Origin of the sequence: Lysinibacillus sp. NPDC092081, assembly GCF_044755845.1 — a bacterium.
GTDB lineage: Bacteria > Bacillota > Bacilli > Bacillales_A > Planococcaceae > Lysinibacillus.
In genome coordinates, this window is the sequence record NZ_JBIVRU010000019.1 from 65326 (window position 1) to 79996 (window position 14671).

The following is a 14671-nucleotide window of genomic DNA, read 5'->3' on the forward strand; positions in this document are numbered from 1 at the left end:
AGGATTGGTGAAAAAAATAGGGTTTGCCTTATTATTTTTTCTATTCATGAGTCAGGCAGTGTACGCCGATTTCGATGTACAGGAGGCAATTAATAGAGCAAAGCCAGGGGAGACCGTTCATATTCCTGCTGGTCGTTACCAAGGTAATTTTATTGTGACAAAACCGATAACGCTACAAGGTGAAGAGGGAACGGAACTTTTCGGTGAAAGAGACAACCCCACACTCCGAATTGAAAACACTGCTAATGTCACTGTGGAAAATATAACGTTATCAGGGGAAAATAAAGCGATCGTTGCTAGTACTGTAGATGGACTTGAGCTACGTAAGTTACAAATTAAAGATGTTCATACAGGTGTCCATATACAACGTTCCAAAAATGTACACATACATGATATCAATGTGACTGGTATCGAAGGTCATTATTCAAAAAAAGGTAATGGGGTGGCTGTTTTTAAGAGTGAGGACATCACCATCGAAGGCAATACTATTGAGCAAGTGCAGGACGGAATTTATATAGAAGAGGTCAAGCATATTGTTGTTCAACGTAATAAGGTGACGAGCGGTCGCTATGGTACGCATTTTATGTATACAAGTGATGCTGAAGCACTTTTTAATACATATGATCAGAATGTGACTGGCCTTATGATTATGATGACAACAGCCATATTCCTTGAAAATAATATAGTAGCTAATCATTTTGATTTTAATGGCTACGGTATGCTGCTGTATAATGTGCAGCAAGCAAAAATTAAACATAACACGATCAAAAATAACCGAACTGGTGTTGCTATGCAGAAAAGTGCAAATATCCAAATTGAAACAAATGATTTTCAGATGAACCAAACAGCCATTGAAGGTACAAAGGTAAGTGACGACACAATGGCTAGTAGTAATAACTTTACAGGTAATATTTTAACGGCGCGCTCCGATAAGCAAGGCTTTCAACTAGTAAGTAATTATTATGATGATTATACAGGGGTTGACTTAAAAGGCAATGGTATCGGTGATATTCCATATGTGGCTGTGTCAAGCTTTGGTCAATGGATGGTACGCCAACCTGTTTATCAATATTTCGTGGCATCTCCAAGCGTCATTTTACTAACATCGCTGGATCAACAAATCAATAAAATCGAAAAGAACATGCTTGTTGATAATACGCCAAAATTGGCGGTAAAGCATGTGAACGAGAAGAACAAGATGAATGTGGTGCAAATGCTAGTAGGCTTATTCTTGACATTAAGTAGTTTATGGCTATGGAAAAGAGGAATAACAGAATGAAAAAATGGATGATGATTGTAATGTTTTGTTGTGGTGTGCTAATGGGCTGTAGTGAAAAAACATATGAGCCTCGTGAAATAGTTAGTGAAACCGATGTTTGTAAAATTTGCAATATGAGTATAGTTCACAATGCATATGCTGGTCAGATTGCGTTGAAGAATGGTGATTATGAAATTTTTGATGACATTGGCTGTCTGATGGAATATATAGAAGCGAATGGAGAAGATGAGATTGGAGCAGCCTTTATTAAAGATGCAGCAAAAAATGAATGGATTGACGTTTTTAACGCTGTTTATGTATACAACAAGGAATATTGGACTCCGATGAATTATGGGGTAGTTGCGCTCGATTCGAAGGAAGCGGCACAGGAGTGGATGATTTCAAAGGGAGAAGGTCATCTGCTGGCCTATAAGGATTTACACGATTTTAAATGGGGGATCCATAAGTGATGTATAGCATGCTTATTAAACTAGAATTAAAGCAAATGCTCAGAAGTCGTTGGATGCAGCTTGTAGGCATACTTTTCACATTCGTTTTTACAGCTATCATTGTCATTCAGCAAATGGCATTACCGGATGTAGAGGGTTTTACAAGACAGACAGCCTCGTTTTTAAATGTATTGTTGTTTTTATTGCCTCTGTTTATATTAACGATCGGTAGTATGAGTGTCGCTGGTGATGTGGAATCAGGCTGGCTTTCATTATTAAAGACATATCCGATGACACGTACGCAATATGTTGCAGGAAAGTATATTGCCTCCGTGCTTGCCTTTTTATTGGTCGTTGTCGTGGCGTTTGGAGTAATTTTAGCGCTTGGTGGATTTCTTGGTGGAGTGCGTTTGCCATTTATTTTCATTATTCTAACTTTGCTATGTATATTCATTTTTGTGTCATTGGCCATTGCAGTGGGAGCCTTTGCGAAAACAAGATTATTTGCACTGTCGTTATCACTTGTTTTTTGGTCCATTTTTTTATTGCTAATCTCTTACGCTTTAATGGCTATTGGAACTGTCGTGGCGGGGCATATCCTTCAAAAACTGACGATTATAGCGATACATATTAATCCTGTGGAGTGGCTGCGCTTTGGTTACTTTATTTTTACAGATCAGGCTAGTGTACTTGGACCAGCATTTTTTAAAGTAACGCAGTTTTATTCGTCACCATTAGGTTATGCAGTATACGTAGCTGTGACATCGCTTTGGATAGTATGTCCGTTAGCTTATACTAGCTTGCTTTTAAAGAAAGGAGAAAGAAGATGATGCTATTAGAAACTAAGAAGTTATCGAATATCTATGATAACAATAGAGGTCTTCATGAAGCCTCCTTTTCTTTACAAGCGGGGCGTATTTTAGCGCTTGTAGGAGGAAATGGTGCTGGAAAGAGTACTTTAATTCGCCTGCTAACTGGGCAAGAAAAGCAAAAATCAGGAGAAATAATATGGCATAAACCACAAGCTATTCGGTATATGCCTGACGATGTGGACTTTCCGTCTATGTTAACAGCTGCAGAAATTTTGCAGCTACTTGCCTCTTTAAAGAAAATCGGTAAAAAAGAACAGGAAGATGTACTGCGACGCGTTGCTTTGTGGGATGTTCGAAAGCAAAAAGTGAAGCATTTCTCAAAGGGAATGCGTCAACGACTTAATCTCGCTCAAAGCTTACTTGGTGAGGGCTCTTTGCTTATTTTAGATGAGCCTACGAATGGTCTTGATCCTTTTTGGATTGCAGAGCTGAAAAAAATGATGATAGAGGAAAAAATAAGGGGCTGTACTGTCATTTTTTCTACACATTTGCTTGCTTTTGCGGAGGAAGTAGCGGACGATGTGTTAGTTTTACATGAAGGAAACATACTTATTTCTGGTGACTTAGAGGAAATACTTTTACAAGAAGATTCATCTTCTTTAGAGAATTTATGGTTAAAAAAATTAAATTTGTAACATTTTGATAGGTAATGACGTTATATACTAAAAGATAGGTTTGTTTGAATAGTATTCAGACAAGCCTTCTTTTTCATGCTGAAGTATTATTACTTTTCTCGCTAAGTGCTCGAACTATAGGGATAAAGCAATAGATGAACGTTTCATATAATTGTGTTACTAAACATATTTCGTTATTCTTAAAGGAGTTATCATGCAATTCAAACAATTGCTGAATGAAATAGGAGGTTTTTTGATTTATGAATTCACAAATACAAGATGTATTAGAAAATATAGAAAAAGTAATGATCGGCAAAAGAGAGGTTGCAGAGCTCAGCATAGTAGCTTTGCTGGCAAGGGGACATGTCTTGCTTGAGGATGTACCAGGTGTCGGTAAAACAATGATGGTGCGAGCACTAGCAAAATCCTTTGATGCACAATTTAAAAGGATTCAATTTACACCGGATTTATTACCGTCAGATGTTATGGGGGTATCTATCTATAATCCAAAAACGTTGGAGTTCGAGTTTCGACCTGGTCCGATTATGGGTGACGTCATTTTAGCTGATGAAATTAACCGTACATCTCCAAAAACACAATCTGCTTTACTTGAGGCGATGGAGGAAGCATCTGTCACGATTGATGGTAAAACCTTAACCATCAATCAACCATTTTTCGTTATGGCCACTCAAAATCCAATTGAGCATGAGGGAACATATCCGTTACCAGAAGCACAACTGGATCGTTTCTTACTAAAAATAAAAATGGGCTATCCTTCAAGGGGACAAGAAGTGGAAATTCTTCGTCGTGCTGAACATGGTAAACCGATTGAAAAAATTGAAGCAGTGCTAAAAGTTGAGCAATTAATTGAATTGCAGGAGCTTGTACAGGGTGTACATGTTGCAGATTCAGTCAAAAACTACATGGTCGAACTAGCGACTCAAACAAGGGAAAATAGCTATGTATATTTAGGCGTAAGTCCTCGCGCAACGATTGCTTTAATGAAAGCTTCACAAGCTTATGCATTTATCAAAGGGCGTAGTTATGTTACTCCTGATGATGTTCAATATTTAGTACCATTTGTCTTTAGCCATCGTTTAGTATTAAAACCAGATGCTCGTTATGATAACGTAACGGCAGAGGAAATTATTGAGCGAATTATTGCGAAAACACCTGTGCCGACAAAGAGGTTTACAGAGCAATGAAGAAATGGCAAGCTTCAATAGAGAAAAGTAAACATTTCTTATTAGTATCTTTGTTAATGATCATAACGTTTTGTTATGCCATGTTCCAAGGTGGGTTTGTCAGCTGGTTTGTGTTTTTTACAGTTAGTCCATTTTTGTTATATGCATTCGTTTTCTTGCTAGTTAGGGAAGAAATCTTACTTGTGGAACGCAAAATTGAACCCTCTCATATTGAGAGTGGACAATCTGCTAAGGTTACAATTACGGTAGAACGAAAAACACGCTTTCCATTTGCTTATATGATGATGGAGGAACTTGTGAACAGTGAAGCCCTTGTTCAATCGAAGGTGCAAGGAACAAATGCCATTAAGTTCGTAGGTTTTAAGAAAAAATTTAGTTGGAATTATGTGTTGGAAAATATGCCCCGTGGCGAGCATCGTTACTTAGGTGTTAATATTGTTTTCTGTGATTTTTTTGGCTGGGCAAAAAAGCTTGTTGCGGCAGAAAAAGAACAAGTCATTTTAATTTATCCGAGAGTTCGAGAGATGAAGTATGCCGCTCTTCAAACAAAATTTGATGTTGGTGCAATGATGTCGCCTTATTCAATTGTGAAGGATACATCAATGGCTGTTGGTTTACGTGAGTATGTTCCGGGTGACCGTTTTTCGTGGATTCACTGGAAATCATTTGCGAAGACGCAAACTTTGCAATCTAAGGAATTTGAAGATCGTCAATCACAGGAGTTAATGTTGGTACTCCATGCCGGAAAGTCTCCGTTATTTGAAGAAAAAATTGAGCTTGTAGCATCGATGCTACAAACAATTGTCGGAGAATGTGGAGATATCTCATTTGTTTCAGCTGGTTCTAAAACGAAGGTGTTTCCGATTATCCAAGGTAATAAGCAACTAGATCAAGTAATGTATCATTTAGCTGCAATAAAACCTGCTGAAACTGTCAAATTTCAATTACGAGATAAGCAAGTGTTAAAGCATATTGCAACATTACTGTATGTTACGAGTGAAGTATCAGATGAATTACTTCATTCTCTAGCCAATATGGTAAAAAGTTGTATTTGTTTTGTAGTAGCGGAGCAGCCACCTATGCAAACAGAGCTGGCGAAGCGTTATAAGCAAATTCAAGTTGTACATGTAAATCCAACAGATTATTACCATCTGTTCACGGAGGTGATGAAGCCGTGAAAAAATCACTAGGAAATTTTATAGAATTAGCATTAGCGTACGTAATTATTTTTCTAATTTTACGTGAATGGCTTATTCCTGTAATGCAACTAACAAATACAGGTGTGTTTCATTTATTTTTAGTGTTTATCGGTCTATCATTGGTACTCAGTTTATTTCAAGTACATCCATTGTTGTCGGGATTAGTGAAATTTGGTTATATTACTTGGTTTATAGTGTTTGTTTATAGTGAAAGTCCCTTTTTTTCTGGGGAGACAATACCATTTTTAATGCATGAATGGAAATGGAATATGACGACCATTCTTTCGGGCGATTTTGGACAAGTATCGGATTCATTTAGAACGGTGCTATTCCTTGTGCTTGTTTGGATGTTAATATACCTAATTCATCACTGGATTACTGTGCGGAAAAATATATTCTATTTCTTCGCGTTAACTGTATTCTTTATTGCCACACTAGATACGTTTAGTGACTATGATGGAAAGGTAGCGATTGTTAAAGTTATAGTGCTTGGATTAATCATGACTGGCTTGCTTTTTGTTAAGCGCTTATGGCTTCAAACAGGTGCACCGAGCAATGGAATAGGAAAATGGAAACTGATTATTCCGATGATCGTTTCGGTAATGCTTGTAAGTGCGGTGGCTTTCCTTTTACCTAAAACAGGACCGACTTGGGCTGATCCAGTGCCTTTTATTAAAGGGATTACAGGGCAAGGGAACGTTGGAACAGGTGCAAAAACAGTTGGTTACAGCGAGGATGATAGCCGATTAGGAGGACCGTTTCAAGGTGATAATACACTAATTTTTACTGCAACTTCCCGTGATCGCCATTATTGGCGTATAGATACAAAGGATACTTATACTTCGAAGGGTTGGATTCTTTCAGAGGGGAACTTTGGCAAAAATGTCTACCAGACCAATACCCCTATCCAAACTTCGTTACAAGTTGGATCTCCTGAAAAAGAACGTCAAATTCAAATAGACATTGCTACTCCAATGCCATTTTTATTGCAAACGTATGGCATGATATCTGTTTCTGCCCAAGATTCACCGCTATTTATTCAAGATGGACGCACTGAAAAAATAGCAATAGAGCAACAGAATGGCGAGTCAAAATTATTGTCCAACTATACGATTTCTTATAGTGAGCCAGAATATAGCATGAAGCAGCTTCAAATGTCTAAATCATCCACGTTAGAAACATTAGATTCGTCTTTTGATCGTTTTTTACAATTACCAAACACACTTCCACAACGTGTAGGGAATTTAGCGAAAGAAATTACACATGATAAGGCTTCGTTATATGATCAAATAAAAGCAGTTGAAAGATATTTTTCATCTCATGGCTTTAGATACGATAAAAAAGAAGTAGCAATTCCGGCTGAGGGTCAAGATTATGTTGATCAGTTTTTATTTGATACTAAAGTTGGCTACTGTGATAATTTCTCAACATCAATGGTTGTCCTCCTACGTTCGGCGGGGATACCTGCACGTTGGGTGAAAGGCTTTGCACCTGGTAAGCCTGGTCGAATAACAGATGGTTTACAGGAGTATCAAATTACAAATGATAATGCACACTCATGGGTCGAAGCATATGTACCTGGAACGGGCTGGATGGAGTTTGAACCGACAATTGGATTCACAGGGAATGTGAATATTGATTATGATATGGAGCAAGACACTCCTCAGCAGGAGCAAGTAGTGCAGCCAGAAAAAAAACAAGAGCAACCAAAGAAGGAAGAGCAAGAGCTGAAAAAAGAAACTTCTAGCTCAACGTCGTTTAGTTTTGATGCTGTATGGACATGGGTGAAAAAGCTTACTTATGTATGGATTGCGTTAGTCATTTTGATGATTATCGCTGGCATAGCTTTGTTTATGCAACGTAAAACGTGGATACCTAAAATGCAAGTACGAGCATTTCGTAAAAAAGAAGCGGACTGGACAAATTTTGATGCTTCATATCATGTTTTAACGAAGCAATTATCTCGTATTGGATTACGCCGAAAAGATGGCGAAACATTACGTGCATTTGCTACAAGAGTAGATGCATCGCTAGAGACAGAAGAGATGCAGAAACTGACCGCTATATATGAACAACATATTTATGGTAAGGATAAACAAGAGGTTGATTTTGTGAAACTGAAAGAAAATTGGGAAAATTTAATCAATCGCACTATCAGTTGATTTTGATGGGTACAAAGAGTAAAATGAAAAAAATTATATATGATGAGGATTGCTTTCATATAAGTTCGATAATAAGGTTCGGATGTTTCTACGAGATCACCGTAAATGATTTCTCTATGAAGGTGGATGTTTTGGTTAGGTGAGAAGGTTAGTAAATCACTTTTCTTTGCTACGCATTCGCCTTTATAAATCAAGAGCTTATGAACGCGTAGGAAGTTTTTACTTTCATACGCGTTTTTCTTTGAACATATGAAAAGTCCTTTAAAAATAGTAGAAGAGGTGGAAATATTGTCAGCTAGCCCTTTATTAGAGCAAGAAAAAATCGTCGTTCTTGACTTCGGTAGCCAATTTAACCAATTGATTACTCGTCGTATCCGTGAATTTGGTGTTTTCAGTGAGTTACATCCTCATACGATTACAGCAGAAGAAATTAAAAGTATGAACGCTGCAGGTATTATCTTTTCAGGTGGTCCAAACTCAGTTTATGACGAAAATGCCTTCCATGTAGACCCAGCTATTTTCGAATTAGGCTTACCTATCTTAGGTATTTGCTATGGTATGCAATTAATGGCACATACGCAAGGCGGTAAAGTTGAAGGTGCTGAAACACGTGAATATGGTAAAGCAGAAATTAAAGTAACAGCATCAAACAAGTTATTCGGTAACTTACCAACTGAACAAATCGTTTGGATGAGCCACGGTGACCATGTAACAGAAGTGCCTGCTGGTTTTGAAGTAATCGCAACAAGTGCTGCTTGCCCTATTTCGGCAATGGCAAATGTTGAACGTAAACTATATGCAGTACAATTCCACCCAGAAGTACGTCACTCTGTATATGGTAACGACTTATTACGTCAGTTCGTTTTCGACATTTGTGGAGCAAAAGGCGATTGGTCAATGGCAAACTTCATTGAACTTGAAATCGCAAAAATCCGCGAAACAGTGGGCGATAAAAAAGTATTATGTGCACTTTCTGGCGGTGTTGATTCATCAGTTGTTGCTGTTCTAATTCATAAAGCAATTGGCGACCAACTAACTTGTATGTTCGTTGACCACAACTTAAACCGTAAAGGTGAAGTTGAACAAGTTATGAAAACATTCACAGAAGACTTTGACATGAATCTTATTAAAATTGATGCACGTCAACGTTTCATGGATAAACTTGCGGGCGTTTCTGATCCAGAGAAAAAACGTAAAATTATCGGTAACGAATTTATTTACGTATTCGATGAAGAAGCTGCTAAACTTGAAGGAATGGACTTCTTAGCTCAAGGTACGCTTTATACAGATATCATTGAATCTGGAACTGCAACTGCACAAACTATTAAATCACACCATAACGTTGGTGGTCTTCCAGAAGACATGCAATTCAAATTAATCGAACCACTTAACACATTATTTAAAGACGAAGTTCGCGCACTAGGATTAGAGCTTGGCCTTGACGAAAAAATCGTTTGGCGTCAACCATTCCCAGGCCCAGGTCTAGGTATCCGTGTACTTGGTGAAGTAACAGAAGAAAAACTAGAAATCGTACGCGAATCTGATTTCATCCTACGTGAGGAAATCGCAAAAGCTGGTCTTGATCGCGACATCTGGCAATACTTCACGGTATTACCTGACATCCGTTCAGTTGGCGTAATGGGCGATGCACGTACGTATGACTATGCAATCGGTATCCGTGCGGTAACATCTATCGACGGTATGACTTCTGACTGGGCACGCATTCCTTGGGATGTACTAGAGAAAATCTCTGTTCGCCTAGTAAACGAAGTGAAACACGTTAACCGCGTGCTGTATGATATTACATCTAAGCCACCTGCAACTATTGAGTGGGAATAATCCCCCTCATTTGATATCGAATAAAAAGCTAGTCTGATTTTTTTTAGACTAGCTTTTAATTTCCTTTTTTAGCATTAAAAATAAGAAAAGTACACCAATTTCTACGATTAGCGGGACAAAAATAATATTTAAATGGAAGAAAATTATACTTATCAAAATAGCTATACAAATAAATATTGAACTATATCGATAACTTTTTGATTGATAAAAGAATGAATATGGTAACAAATGTGCACCGTAAATAATTGCATATACAGGTAAGACCCACATAGGAGCTTTAATTAATAAAAGAATACAAATAATTAAATATAAAATTTGATTGTTTGTTGCAATCAATAGTCCATTAATCAATGGATTTTCTTTATAAAATAAATCAACATTTAATATTTTGGCACAAAGAATCGAGACAGGAAACAGCAATGCACCACAAGATAAAATACTAATATTTTTTATCATTAAATCTAAAGGCAGCACCGTGATTATTGTGATAACTCCCCAAATAAATATTGAGGCCATTATAAAAGGAAGCCCCTTCTTTTGTTTCTGAGCAATATCATTTAATAGTACTTGTAAGCTAGTATTGAGGTTCATTTGCGTCTCCTTTATTTTCAAGCGATCTATTCAAACTATCCGCTATTTTTTTATTTTCATATTTTGAGAAGAAATAAAATCCGATGATATGACCAATCAACGTTATCACTAAAATTAGCAACAAATAAGGTTTGATAATTTCAAATACTTTCAGTGAAAAGAGATATACACTTCCTATGCCACAGAAAAAATTCAAAAAAGTACTAATAGTAATTTTAGCTGTTACTTTTAACGTTGAGTAATTCCACAAATAAGGATAAGCTATACCAAAAACAATTCCCATCAGAACGCTAATACCAATTAAATTCCAAACATATAAAAAGTTGACTATTTCTTCGTGAAGATTGAAAATAGTAATTAAAAAAACAATCCAAATCAACCCCAAAAATGAAACGTACAAAAAGCTATTTTTTAAGTCTTTTATCATATCAATTTCTCCTTAATAGATTTTGCATAATGTCTACTGACAATATACTTATTTTGTTGTTTTGTAATAACTTCCAATCTAGCATGACTTCCCGAAGCAAATGAGCGTATTTGCTTCAAATTTAAAATTATTGAATTGTTGATTCTAACCAATCCGAATGATTCCAAGTAAGATAATTCTTTTAAAATCTTATTCAGCAATAGCTCTGTACCATCTATTAAAAAGATTTTGGTGAAATGACCGGATGCTTCAATTGCTTCGATGTCATTGAGTTCAATCATAACCTGACGATTTGTTTTGAAATCTGTTGCGCTTAATGTTATAGATTGAAAAAAATGCTGTTCAATTGTCGAAAGCAATTCTTTATTCGATGGATTACTGATAATCTCAATTTCTGAAGATGATTGATTGTTTTTCCAAATATAGTTGAATTTCATGTTGATCTCCTTTCTGTTTTAATCGTAGCAACACTTCTCAGAACTTACGATGATTTTTCGTTTTGTTGCAAAAAAAATAGGCTTTGTTGCAACGTTGATTCAGTAAATTTAAAGCTACAGTTTTCACACCATCAAAAAACTTATAGATTTACAATTGATGTTTAACTTCTTTCAGCAATTATTTTCTGTAGCGAAAGCAAAGCGTCAACTACAGGTGTTTTATGTAACGTAAGTGAAACGTCAGTTACAGATGTTTTATGTACCGAAGCGTAGCAACAGGTACAGAAGTCTCTCATCTCTATAGCTGGTGAGATGATGCGGGTTTAAGTTACTTTTCAGTGGATGTGTGGACACCTGCTGAGAGAAATTAAAATGATTGTATGTTTTTATGGAGTTAGGAGTTGTGAGAGTAGTGGATGTTAAGCCATAAAAATTACAGTTCTTGAAATTCTTTCTTTAAGGATAATACTTTCGAAGCGTTAGGTATAGTAAACTAATGAATATAAATAGGACTCTATGTCGTTGTTTAGTTTAGGGGGATGGAAATGGAAAACAATATTGCGATGATACATACACTTGCTATTGGTATGCCAAAAGAATTGCATTATAGTAATGGGCACTCAATGATTACAGGGATTGAAAAGCGAAAAGTACAAGAAGTTTATTTGTCTGCTCGTGGATTTGAGGGGGACGATGTAGCAGATAAAAAACATCACGGTGGTCCTGACCGTGCTGTTTGTTTATATCCTGCGGAGCATTACATACAATGGGAACAGGAACTTAGTAAACAGTTGCCGACAGCAGCATTCGGTGAAAACTTAACAGTAACGAATATGTTGGAAGCTGATATTTGTATTGGCGATATTTATAAAATAGGTGATGCCGTCATCCAAATTACCCAAGGACGTGTACCATGTAGTACGATTGATAAATATACTGAGGCGAACACCTTACTCAAACGTTTAATTGAAACAGGTTATACGGGCTTCCTTGCACGTGTACTGGAAGAAGGGACAATCTGTGCAGATTCAAAAATTGAATTAGTGGAAAAGCACCCTGCACGTGCTTCAGTTTTGCATTGCAACGAAGTGTATTTTAAAAATAAAGATGCACTAGCAATGAAACGTATACAAGCGGTTGATGCATTAGCAGAAGATTGGAAACAAAAATTAGAAAAAAGAATTCAGCTCTTACAAAGTAAAGTGATGAATTAAACATATGTTGATCAAGGGGGCTCTCCCTATAATCACTGTATTAAAATCCTCTAGAATTCGAATGGATCCTAGGGGATTTTTTATTTTATAACTAACAATAAAACGTTCAGCCCTAACCTATTTATGCAACGATTTTTTTAAATGTGAACAATAAATAAGAATTTTACACGAACTTTCGTGTGGTATTTATAAAAAATGTTCGGAAATAGGGTTGAAATCTGAAAAGTGAAATGATATATTACGATTGTAAATTAAATATGTCGTCGTATAATGTCGGGGATAAGGCCCGTGAGTTTCTACCAAGTTACCGTAAATAACTTGACTACGATTTTAGTTATATATACCAATGTATAGACACTAATTAATTTCTCACAATAACTGTGATGAAATATATCGTAGACATGCGACTAGTAGAGTAGTCAGTGTGTCTTTTTTGTTTTCGATATTGAAGACGACCATACGGAGGATTTCTTTAAAATGAAAAAGTATTTCATGTTCGATGAATTAGGAACTAATTATCGCCGCGAAATAATAGGTGGTATTACTACATTCCTTGCTATGGCTTACATTTTAGCCGTTAACCCTGGTATGTTAGAAAACGCAGGAATGGATAAAGGTGCTGTATTCGTAGCTACAGCATTAGCAGCTACAGTCGGTTCTCTGATTATGGGTATATTCGCTAAATTCCCAATTTCCCTTGCTCCTGGTATGGGCTTAAACGCATTCTTCGCCTTCACTGTAGTTGGAGCTTACGGAATTCCTTGGCAGACTGGTTTAACAGGTGTTTTCTTCTCAGGTGTTATCTTTATTATTCTTTCGTTAACAGGTATTCGTGAAACAGTAATTAATGCAATTCCAGTACAACTTAAATATGCAGTTTCAGCAGGTATTGGTTTATTTATAACTTTTGTAGGTTTACAAGGAGCAGGCATTATAATAGCTAGCCCAGCTACATTGGTGACTTTAGGAACATTCACTGGTTCAACTTTACTAGCTGTATTCGGGATCGTACTTTCAATTATTCTTATTATTAAACTACGTAGTGTTGGTATTTTCTTAGGGATGGTTATAACAGCAATTGTTGGTATGATTACAGGTGTGATTGAGCCTCCTACAGCAGTTGTTTCAGCAATTCCGAGTGTAGATTCTACATTTATGGTAGCTTTAAATCCAATTTTCCATGACTTCGGTTCATTATTAAACGTTAAATTTTTAGTAGTAGTGTTAACATTCTTGTTTGTGGATTTCTTTGATACAGCAGGTACTTTAATGGCAGTTGCGACACAAGCAGGATTAGTAAAAGATAATAAATTACCACGTGCAAGTCGTGCATTGATGGCTGATGCTCTTGCAACAACAATTGGTTCTTTATTTGGTACATCAACAACTACAGCGTATGTAGAGTCAACTTCAGGTGTAGCAGCAGGTGCTCGTTCAGGTTTCTCTGCTGTTGTAACTGCAATACTATTCCTAGTAGCATTATTCTTCTCACCGTTACTTGCTGTGGTAACTCCAGCGGTAACAGCGCCAGCTCTAGTTATTGTAGGTGTTCTGATGGTATCTTCATTACGTTTAATTGATTGGGATAAATTCGAAATTGCTGTACCAGCTTTCTTTACAGTAATAATGATGCCTCTTGGTTATTCAATCGCTACTGGTATTGCAATAGGTTTTGTATTCTATCCAATAACAATGCTTTTAGCGGGTCGTAAAAAAGAAATTCACCCTATGATGTACGGATTATTCTTTGTCTTCCTTGCATACTTTATCTGGGTACGCTAATAATAAATACACATTTCGAAATAAACAGCGCCTCAATTGTTAGAAAACGAAACTAACAATTGCAGGTGCTTTTTTATTAGAGAATTTAAAGCTAGTGAAAAGAATAATAATAGAATAATAATACGAATTTAATGGTAAGAAAGCTTCATTACTTTCTGTAGGAGAAAGAAGGGAAGAGACTAATATGAGAAATCAGGATCTTACCTGAGACGCTCTCAATGTGGAACATATAACATTCATGTGTCTTTATGGAGAAGTTGATTTATATACTATAGAAGAAACTCCTTTTTAATTAATTAGAATAGTTTTTCTTTAGTAAATCTCTTGCAAACTTAATATTAAGGTGATATATTTATAAACGTTGTTACGAAATAAACGACAACTTAAAAAAATACTAACATAGATGGTTGACATAGAGTTAACGCTATGTTAAAGTATAGAAAGTCACTTAAATGTGATGAACTAATGAACCTTGAAAACTGAACAAGCAAAACGTAATCAATAAAGTTTTCAGTAGCTAACCTTGAGTTGGTGAACGAAACAAAATTTTGGACATCAAACATGATGCCAGCAAAACAATTTGAGCTAATCAAATTTCTTTTTATGGAGAGTTTGATCCTGG

General features: G+C 36.4%; 13 protein-coding genes and 2 riboswitches. Of the genes, 10 read left to right on the forward strand and 3 right to left on the reverse strand.

The genetic code is table 11. The annotated features are described in order from the left end of the window. The first annotated feature begins 7 nt into the window (after positions 1–7). The 8 genes from ACIQLB_RS20420 to guaA all read left to right on the forward strand — a co-directional run bounded on the left by ACIQLB_RS20420 (position 8) and on the right by guaA (position 9598). Positions 8–1279, forward strand: a complete 1272-nt coding sequence (locus tag ACIQLB_RS20420) for a right-handed parallel beta-helix repeat-containing protein (RefSeq protein ID WP_400730045.1) — start codon at positions 8–10, stop codon at positions 1277–1279. Then, complete coding sequence (locus ACIQLB_RS20425) at positions 1276–1728, forward strand: nitrous oxide reductase accessory protein NosL (RefSeq protein WP_400730048.1); 453 nt, start codon at positions 1276–1278, stop codon at positions 1726–1728. The genes ACIQLB_RS20420 and ACIQLB_RS20425 overlap by 4 nt, the downstream gene beginning before the upstream one ends. After that, positions 1728–2537: an ABC transporter permease gene (locus ACIQLB_RS20430; protein ID WP_400730100.1), complete on the forward strand. Its 810-nt coding sequence runs from the start codon at positions 1728–1730 to the stop codon at positions 2535–2537. The genes ACIQLB_RS20425 and ACIQLB_RS20430 overlap by 1 nt, the downstream gene beginning before the upstream one ends. Beyond that, positions 2534–3214, forward strand: a complete 681-nt coding sequence (locus ACIQLB_RS20435; protein ID WP_400730051.1) for an ABC transporter ATP-binding protein — start codon at positions 2534–2536, stop codon at positions 3212–3214. The genes ACIQLB_RS20430 and ACIQLB_RS20435 overlap by 4 nt, the downstream gene beginning before the upstream one ends. A gap of 239 nt (positions 3215–3453) precedes the next feature. Further along, complete coding sequence (locus tag ACIQLB_RS20440; RefSeq protein ID WP_400730053.1) at positions 3454–4398, forward strand: AAA family ATPase; 945 nt, start codon at positions 3454–3456, stop codon at positions 4396–4398. Next, complete coding sequence (locus ACIQLB_RS20445) at positions 4395–5576, forward strand: DUF58 domain-containing protein (protein ID WP_400730055.1); 1182 nt, start codon at positions 4395–4397, stop codon at positions 5574–5576. Before ACIQLB_RS20440 ends, ACIQLB_RS20445 begins: the two co-directional genes overlap by 4 nt. Beyond that, complete coding sequence (locus ACIQLB_RS20450) at positions 5573–7759, forward strand: transglutaminase TgpA family protein (protein ID WP_400730058.1); 2187 nt, start codon at positions 5573–5575, stop codon at positions 7757–7759. Before ACIQLB_RS20445 ends, ACIQLB_RS20450 begins: the two co-directional genes overlap by 4 nt. 35 nt (positions 7760–7794) lie before the next feature. Next, positions 7795–7896: riboswitch (purine riboswitch) on the forward strand. Positions 7897–8047: 151 nt separating this feature from the next. Next, the gene (gene guaA, locus ACIQLB_RS20455; RefSeq protein ID WP_400730061.1) at positions 8048–9598 is read left to right on the forward strand and encodes a glutamine-hydrolyzing GMP synthase; all 1551 of its coding nucleotides are present in this window, start codon (positions 8048–8050) and stop codon (positions 9596–9598) included. A 48-nt stretch (positions 9599–9646) separates the two neighbouring features. Here guaA and ACIQLB_RS20460 read toward each other — a convergent pair whose 3' ends face one another. Genes ACIQLB_RS20460 through ACIQLB_RS20470 form a run of 3 tightly spaced genes read right to left on the reverse strand, consistent with a single transcriptional unit; the run spans position 9647 to position 11053 of the window. Then, positions 9647–10189: a DUF7010 family protein gene (locus ACIQLB_RS20460; RefSeq protein WP_400730064.1), complete on the reverse strand. Its 543-nt coding sequence runs from the start codon at positions 10187–10189 to the stop codon at positions 9647–9649. Then, positions 10173–10616, reverse strand: coding sequence for a hypothetical protein (locus ACIQLB_RS20465; RefSeq protein ID WP_400730067.1), 444 nt, complete (start codon positions 10614–10616; stop codon positions 10173–10175). Before ACIQLB_RS20465 ends, ACIQLB_RS20460 begins: the two co-directional genes overlap by 17 nt. Then, positions 10613–11053: a LytTR family DNA-binding domain-containing protein gene (locus ACIQLB_RS20470; protein ID WP_400730069.1), complete on the reverse strand. Its 441-nt coding sequence runs from the start codon at positions 11051–11053 to the stop codon at positions 10613–10615. Before ACIQLB_RS20470 ends, ACIQLB_RS20465 begins: the two co-directional genes overlap by 4 nt. A 545-nt stretch (positions 11054–11598) precedes the next feature. Here ACIQLB_RS20470 and ACIQLB_RS20475 point away from each other — a divergent pair. Both ACIQLB_RS20475 and ACIQLB_RS20480 read left to right on the forward strand, forming a co-directional pair. Beyond that, the gene (locus ACIQLB_RS20475; protein ID WP_400730072.1) at positions 11599–12267 is read left to right on the forward strand and encodes an MOSC domain-containing protein; all 669 of its coding nucleotides are present in this window, start codon (positions 11599–11601) and stop codon (positions 12265–12267) included. Positions 12268–12510: 243 nt separating this feature from the next. Continuing rightward, a riboswitch (purine riboswitch) is annotated at positions 12511–12612 on the forward strand. A gap of 132 nt (positions 12613–12744) precedes the next feature. Beyond that, the gene (locus ACIQLB_RS20480) at positions 12745–14049 is read left to right on the forward strand and encodes an NCS2 family permease (protein ID WP_400730074.1); all 1305 of its coding nucleotides are present in this window, start codon (positions 12745–12747) and stop codon (positions 14047–14049) included. Positions 14050–14671 lie beyond the last annotated feature (622 nt).